Here is a 6,499-nt window from a genome sequence, read left to right as displayed (position 1 = left end):
GTCTTCACGCAGCACTTCGAGCATCGAAGAACGGGTCATCCGCGCGATCACTGCCAGCGGAATGGTGCCGAGCACGATGGCCGGCAGGATCAGGTGGTGCAGGGCGTCGAAGAAGGCGTCCGGCTCGTTGGCCAGCAGGGTGTCGATCAGCATGAAGCCGGTGCGTGGCTCGATGTCGTAGAGCAGGTCGATACGCCCGGAAACCGGGGTCCAGCCCAGGCTCACCGAGAAGAACATGATCAGGATCAGGCCCCACCAGAAGATCGGCATCGAGTATCCCGCCAGGGAGACCCCCATCACCCCATGGTCGAACAGGGACCCTCGCTTGAGTGCCGCGATCACTCCGGCCAAGAGGCCCAGGACACCGGCGAACAACAGCGCGGCCGAGGACAGTTCCAGGGTCGCGGGGAACAGGGAGGTGAATTCGCTCCACACGCTTTCACGGGTACGCAGGGATTCCCCGAGATCGCCGTGGGCCAGTTTGCCGATGTAATCCAGGTACTGGGCATACAGGGGTTTGTTCAGACCTAGGCGTTCCATTGCCTGAACGTGCATTTCGGGATCGACCCTACGTTCTCCCATCATGACTTCTACGGGGTCGCCCGGGATCATGCGAATCAACGCGAAAGTCAGCAGGGTGATGCCGAAGAACGTGGGGATCAACAACCCCAGTCGGCGGGCAATAAAACTCAGCATTTGGGCTTATCACTCCTTATTATTTTTGTGGTGAGAAAGTCCTCGTCGGTCTGGCGCCGGCTCGAGGAAGGCGAGGGGGGGCCGCTTGCCGGCCCCTGTCGATCATTGTTCGTTGTAGACGCCGTAGAAGCTGCTGAGTCCGAAGGGACTGATCTGGAAGTCCTGCACACTGGTGCGCATCGGCTGGTAGACCGTGGAGTGGGCGATCGGGGTCATCGGCACCTGCGCTTTGAGGACATGCTGCGCTTCTTTGTACAGCGCGGTGCGCTTTTCCACATCGGCGGTGGCCTCGGCGGCCTTCACCAGTTTGTCGTAGCCAGCATCGCACCACTTGGAGAAGTTGTTGCCGTTGACCGCGTTACAGGTGTAGAGGGTGCCCAGCCAGTTGTCCGGGTCACCGTTGTCACCAGTGAAGCCGATCAGCATGGCGTCGTGCTCGCCGGCGTGGCCGCGCTTGATGTACTCGCCCCATTCGTAGCTGACGATGTTGGCCTTGATGCCGATTTTGGCCCAGTCGGCCTGGAGCATTTCGGCCATCAGCTTGGCGTTGGGGTTGTAGGGGCGCTGCACCGGCATGGCCCAGAGGGTGATTTCTGTGCCTTCTTTCACGCCTGCAGCCTTCAGCAGCGCCTTGGCTTTTTCCGGGTTGTAGCCGGCGTCCTTGATGGTCTCGTCGTAGGACCATTGGGTCGGCGGCAGGCCGTTGACGGCCAACTGGCCGGCGCCCTGGTAAACGGCGTCGATGATGGCTTTCTTGTTTACCGCCATGTCTAGCGCCTGGCGTACTTCGAGCTTGTCGAACGGCTTGCGGGTGAAGTTGTAGGCGATGTAGCCAAGGTTGAAGCCTGGTTGACTAGGCATCTTGATGTTCTTGTCTTCCTGCAGCGGCTTGATATCGGCCGGGCGCGGGAAGGAGGTGATCTGGCATTCGTTCTTTTTCAGCTTTTGCATGCGCACCGAGGCGTCGGTGGTGATGGCGAAGATCAGATTGTCGATCTTCACGTCTTCAGGCTTCCAGTAATCCTTGTTGCCCTTGTAGCGAATCTGGGCGTCTTTCTGGTACTTGCTGAACACGAACGGGCCAGTGCCGATCGGCTTTTGGTTGATGTCCTGGGCCTTGCCTTCCTTGAGCAACTGGTCGGTGTATTCGGCCGACTGGATCGAGGCGAAGCTCATGGCCAGGTTCTGGATGAAGGCTGCGTCGACACCCTTGAGGGTGAACTTGACGGTATGGTCGTCGACTTTTTCGACCTTGGTGATGTTTTCGTTCATCCCCATGTCGGTGAAGTAGGGGAATTCGGTGGGGTAGGCCTTGCGGAACGGCATGTCCTTGTCGAGCATGCGGTTGAAGGTGAACAGCACGTCGTCGGCGTTGAAGTCGCGGGTCGGCTTGAAGTAGTCGGTGGTGTGGAACTTGACCCCGTCACGCAGGTGGAAGGTGTAGGTCAGACCATCGGGAGAAACGTCCCAGCTGGTTGCCAGGCCCGGGATGACCTTGGTGCCGCCACGTTCGAACTGCGAGAGACGGTTGAATACGGTTTCGGCTGAGGCGTCGAAGTCGGTCCCCGTGGTGTATTGGCCTGGGTCGAAGCCAGCCGGGCTGCCTTCGGAGCAGAACACCAGGTTGCTGGCGGCGTGGGTGAGGCCGGAACCGAGGATCAGGCCGGCGGCGATCATGGTCTTGAGCGTGGTTTTTTTGCGCATGCGAACCTCATTGTTGTTATTTTTGAGGGCGGCAGATCAGGTAGACCATTCCTGGGGGGATGCACCTGACCCTGCGGCTTTATGGGCGGTAGGCTGCCCGTTATTTACGAGCAGGCAGCCGAAGGCCGTCGTCATGGCTCGGGCGGTAGCGCTGAAGGGAAGAGGGGTGCTCGCGCCGCCGTCGGCCGAGGCAAAAATTAAGTCAATCTAAAATTAATTTCAACTTAAATTCAGTGTTACTTACTTTTTGAAGGCGGCCGATCAGGCCGTGGGGTGATCGTCGAGCAGGCCCCCCATGGTGGTAACGACCAGCACTTCGGCAACTTCGTCGCCAGAATTGGCAATGGAATGCTGCTTGGTGGAGTCGAAATGCACCGATCCCCCCGGGCCGAGCGGGTAGGTGTGGCCTTCGATGGTGTAGACGATGTGCCCGGAGAGCACATAGGTAAACTCTGCGCCTTCGTGGGAGATGAGCTCGGACTGGTAGCCCACCGCCATGGTCATCTTCATCGCGTTGATCAGGTTGCCGGGGAAGTTGCTGGACAGGCGCTCGTAGACCAGTGGCTGGCTGCCGATGGAGTACCGTACGCGCTGGCCCTGGTGGGAGTCGGGCTGGGGCTGGGCGGGCTGGTCGAACAGGGTGTTGAGCGGAATGCCCAAGGCATTTGCGATTCTCGCCAGCGAGGAGATGGACACGCCAGTGAGGTTACGCTCCGCCTGCGACAGGAAGCTGGCTGTGAGGCCTGTTTCAGTGGCGACTTGGTTCAGGGTCTTGTTGGCGGCACGGCGGTAGCGGCGCAGCCGTTCCCCGATCTGTTCTGCGGTCATTGGCGTGGCTCGTGTTCTGAAAGGCGCCAGTATAGCGGGCAGCGCATTGTCGAAAAGGCTTTTCGCCTGATTGAAATTAAGTGGAGCTGAAAATACGTATTGACGCATTTTTAAGTCAGGCTTAAATTTCGAGCACTGCAACATAACTCAGGAGAATGAGATGACAGTGGGTGTAGGTGGCAAAACTCCGGAACAGGCGCTGGCCGGCCTGGCGAAGATGACCGCGGGCATGCAGCCCATCGGCCTCGACGAATACCAGTCACGCATTGCCAAGGCCCAGGGCCTGATGCGAGAGCAGGGCATCGCCGCCCTCTACCTGAACGCTGGCAGCAACCTGTACTACTTCACTGGGGTGAAGTGGAGCCCGAGCGAACGCATGGTCGGCGCCGTGCTGCCCGCCAACGGCCCGCTGGCCTATATCGCCCCGGCATTCGAAGAGGGCACCATCCGTGACTTCCGCGAGGTGGATGGGGTTATCCATGGTTGGCATGAGCATGAGAGTCCCTACCGCCTGCTGCTCGACATGCTCGCTGGAATGGGCATCGCCGCCAACGCAGTGGTGGGACTGTGCCCATCCCTGGCGTTCTTCATGTTCGACGCAATCCGCCGCCTCGGATCGGGCTTCGAGTTCGTAGACGCTTCTTGCGTGATAAACCTGTGTCGCTATCACAAGTCCGCTACAGAATTGGCGCTGATGCAGCGCGCCAAAGACATGACCTTGCAAGTGCAAAAGGCTGCCGCCAGCATCTTGCGCGCAGGCATCAGCACCACCGAGGTTGCCGAGTTCATCCGCGAGGCACACCGCAAGGTGGGCGCGCCGGGTTCGACCTTCTGCATCGTGCTGTTCGGCGAGGCCAGCGCCTTTCCCCATGGGGTGAAGCACGCGCAGGTGCTCAAGGACGGCGACATGGTGCTGATCGACACGGGCTGCCTGCTCCACGGCTACCAGTCGGATATCACTCGCAGTTACGTGTTCGGCACCCCGAGCGACCGCCAGCGCGCCATGTGGAACCTGGAAAAGGCCGCCCAACAGGCCGCCTTCGACACCGCGCGCCTGGGCGAACCCTGCCTGGTGGTGGATGCCGCCGCGCGGCTTAGCCTGGAAGCCGCCGGTCTCGGCCCGGAATACCAGTTACCCGGCCTGCCGCACCGCACCGGACATGGCATCGGCCTGGACATTCACGAAGGGCCCTACCTGGTGCGTGGTGACCAGACGCCGCTGGCCGAGGGCATGTGCTTCTCCAATGAGCCGATGATTTGCGTGCCGGGCGAGTTCGGCATTCGCCTGGAGGATCATTTCTACATGACCACCACTGGGCCGCGCTGGTTTACCGAGCCGAGCCATTCCGTAGACGATCCGTTCGGGTTGGAGGCCTGAGGGCAGGCGATTGTCCGAGGTGGCCAGCCATTCAGGAGGACTTGAGGTGGATTGCACGCAGCCTTTTTAGAACAACCGCATGCGAAGCAAATGTCCTGATTTTGCCTTATCCCGGCATGACCCCATCTTCATTCGAAGCTGCGTGCCGGTGAGGCAGGTATGCCAAACGACGGAGTTATCTGTCAGGGTCCGGTAGCGATCGCGATCGGGCCTGGCATTGTTGATACGGCTCTCAAACCGCCGCTCAATGACATCAGCGACGTCAGCAAAAACAATCCCATCGGCATTTTTGATGGGAAAGTTTCAAATTCATGGAGTCACAAGGATGCAGAGGAGGAAGCGTGATGGATTCACTGATACTTGATTTAACATAATATACATTACACGTAATACGATATTGCCAGATTGACCCCGACACACACAGATCTTGAAGCAAGCAACCACCTCATCCTCGCGTCAGCTTTCCGATCAATGCCCAATGCTCAGGAAACTGTTGCCCAAGCTTTTGCCGGTCACCCATTTCCATATCCGCGAAATCAAAGCCTGGCGAAACCGCTTCACTGATCAAACCGAATCCTGCTGCGCCGTGCATCACCTGCGAAGCTTTCCAGATGCCACCGGGCACGTGCAGTTGCAAGCATTGTCCGGCGAGAACGTCGTGACCCATCACGATGGTTTTCAATGTGCCGTCTGGAAAAATCAGCGTGTACTGAATCGGATCGCCCAGATGATAGTAATGAACGATGTCTGACTGGTTCAGATGGAAATGACCGATTGGAGCGTCCTGGGTCAACAGATAGTAAATCGACGTCATGCAATGTCGTTGGCCAGCGGACTTCAGGATCATGTTCTGGTCGTCCGATTGGAAGGTTCTGCGAAAGAAACCGCCTTCGATATGAGGCTCAAGACCCAGGGTTTTGATCAGCTCTGCAATTTTCGGGGTGCTTTGAGTCATTTTGTCTCCCTGCTTTTAAATCGTGACTTTATTGGCATAATCGAAGCACTTGACAACATAACTCGACTAAATAGTGCTTTAGTCGAGTTGGCTTTTATCCTTGCCCCGCACCCTGTCCTGCCATTTTACTCGCCCGGTTATCAATCGCCGACCGTTTGCTGCGCCCGCCAGTTTCTCGGAGAAAACCCGGTCCATTGCTTGAAATGGCGACTGAACACCGAGACGTCGGCATACCCAAGATTCAACGCCAGATCGGTGATGCTGGTTTTGTCTCGCAGCAGGTTTTGCTTGGCGATTTCCAGACGGGTTTCCTGTAGCAGTTGACTGAAACGGCTGCCTTCGGCTTGCAAGCGCTTCTGCAGACCCGGTGAGTTGCTCACCGCCTCGATACTGCAGGTGCAGGCGAATCTGCGGGCTATCGGCGCCAGTGAGAATTTTCACGGCATTGAACAGTTGAGCCGCGCTGAGCTGGCTCAATTGCAGCAGGCCGCTGTCATTGGTGAAGTCGAAACTCAACCGGACCTCGGCACGATCGCCCCGCTGGCTTTGCTCCAGGTGCAAGCCGCTGGCGTGCAAATACAGGTATTGCCGGGCAAAACTCAACGCCTCCCCTACCGTTGGCTGGCGACTGCCCGACAGCGCCACATCGCCGATCGCCAACAGGTCCTGGCGCGACGCAAGGCGCAGGGCGAACAGCGGCTCCTGGCATTGGCGCGCGGTGTCGTCGAGCAGATCGGCAGTCTTCTCGTAAGAGACATAGCTATTGGGTTGACGCAACTGGGCCACGACCATCCCGGCGTCACGTAACAGACTCACCGGATTCTGGCCGAGCTGGGACACCAGGGTGCCGTAGCCCTCGATTGCGCCACTGCGTAAAAGAAACATGGTCCGTCGCCATCCGCGTCAAGGTTCGCAATAAAGCAAGTTTTGCTCCTCTG

General features: G+C 58.5%; 7 protein-coding genes and 1 pseudogene. 2 read left to right on the top strand and 6 right to left on the bottom strand.

The window, feature by feature from the left end; translation table 11 throughout:
• The 3 genes from KGB07_RS00870 to KGB07_RS00860 all read right to left on the bottom strand — a co-directional run.
• Nucleotides 1-696 (bottom strand): ABC transporter permease subunit (locus tag KGB07_RS00870; RefSeq protein WP_223464174.1); only part of this gene is annotated, 696 nt, incomplete at its 3' end.
• Between the two features lie 102 nt (nt 697-798).
• Nucleotides 799-2,400: an ABC transporter substrate-binding protein gene (locus KGB07_RS00865; protein ID WP_223464172.1), complete on the bottom strand. Its 1,602-nt coding sequence runs from the start codon at nt 2,398-2,400 to the stop codon at nt 799-801.
• A 261-nt stretch (nt 2,401-2,661) separates the two neighbouring features.
• Nucleotides 2,662-3,228, bottom strand: coding sequence for a helix-turn-helix domain-containing protein (locus tag KGB07_RS00860; RefSeq protein WP_223464171.1), 567 nt, complete (start codon nt 3,226-3,228; stop codon nt 2,662-2,664).
• A gap of 160 nt (nt 3,229-3,388) precedes the next feature.
• Here KGB07_RS00860 and KGB07_RS00855 point away from each other — a divergent pair, with 160 nt between their 5' ends.
• A complete protein-coding gene (locus KGB07_RS00855; protein ID WP_223464168.1) occupies nt 3,389-4,606 on the top strand; it encodes a M24 family metallopeptidase in 1,218 nt (405 codons plus the stop codon).
• Nucleotides 4,607-4,765: 159 nt separating this feature from the next.
• Nucleotides 4,766-4,951 carry a hypothetical protein gene (locus KGB07_RS00850; RefSeq protein ID WP_223464167.1) on the top strand — a complete coding sequence of 62 codons (186 nt, stop codon included), beginning with the start codon at nt 4,766-4,768 and terminating at the stop codon, nt 4,949-4,951.
• Between the two features lie 100 nt (nt 4,952-5,051).
• On the opposite strand, the gene KGB07_RS00845 is transcribed toward KGB07_RS00850, so the two are convergent.
• The 3 genes and pseudogenes from KGB07_RS00845 to KGB07_RS00835 form a co-directional block, all read right to left on the bottom strand.
• Nucleotides 5,052-5,561 (bottom strand): cupin domain-containing protein, encoded by a 510-nt coding sequence (locus KGB07_RS00845; protein WP_223464165.1) that lies wholly within the window; start codon nt 5,559-5,561, stop codon nt 5,052-5,054.
• 140 nt (nt 5,562-5,701) lie between these two features.
• Nucleotides 5,702-5,941: a helix-turn-helix domain-containing protein gene (locus KGB07_RS00840; protein ID WP_223464182.1), complete on the bottom strand. Its 240-nt coding sequence runs from the start codon at nt 5,939-5,941 to the stop codon at nt 5,702-5,704.
• 16 nt (nt 5,942-5,957) lie between these two features.
• Nucleotides 5,958-6,446: pseudogene (locus KGB07_RS00835) on the bottom strand (AraC family transcriptional regulator ligand-binding domain-containing protein); the annotation flags it as partial.
• Between the last annotated feature and the right edge of the window lie 53 nt (nt 6,447-6,499).

It is taken from the genome of Pseudomonas sp. GL-RE-26 (genome assembly GCF_019956275.1).
In the GTDB taxonomy this organism is placed as follows: domain Bacteria; phylum Pseudomonadota; class Gammaproteobacteria; order Pseudomonadales; family Pseudomonadaceae; genus Aquipseudomonas; species Aquipseudomonas grandcourensis.
Note: the sequence above shows the minus strand (reverse complement) of the source record. Positions and strands in the feature narration are given on the sequence as shown.

Coding starts and splice junctions, on each gene's coding strand:
- KGB07_RS00855 (WP_223464168.1), top strand. CDS start 3,389: ATGACAGTGGGTGTAGGTGGCAAAACTCCGGAACAGGCGCTGGCCGGC.
- KGB07_RS00845 (WP_223464165.1), bottom strand. CDS start 5,561: ATGACTCAAAGCACCCCGAAAATTGCAGAGCTGATCAAAACCCTGGGT.
- KGB07_RS00860 (WP_223464171.1), bottom strand. CDS start 3,228: ATGACCGCAGAACAGATCGGGGAACGGCTGCGCCGCTACCGCCGTGCC.
- KGB07_RS00865 (WP_223464172.1), bottom strand. CDS start 2,400: ATGCGCAAAAAAACCACGCTCAAGACCATGATCGCCGCCGGCCTGATC.
- KGB07_RS00850 (WP_223464167.1), top strand. CDS start 4,766: ATGCCAAACGACGGAGTTATCTGTCAGGGTCCGGTAGCGATCGCGATC.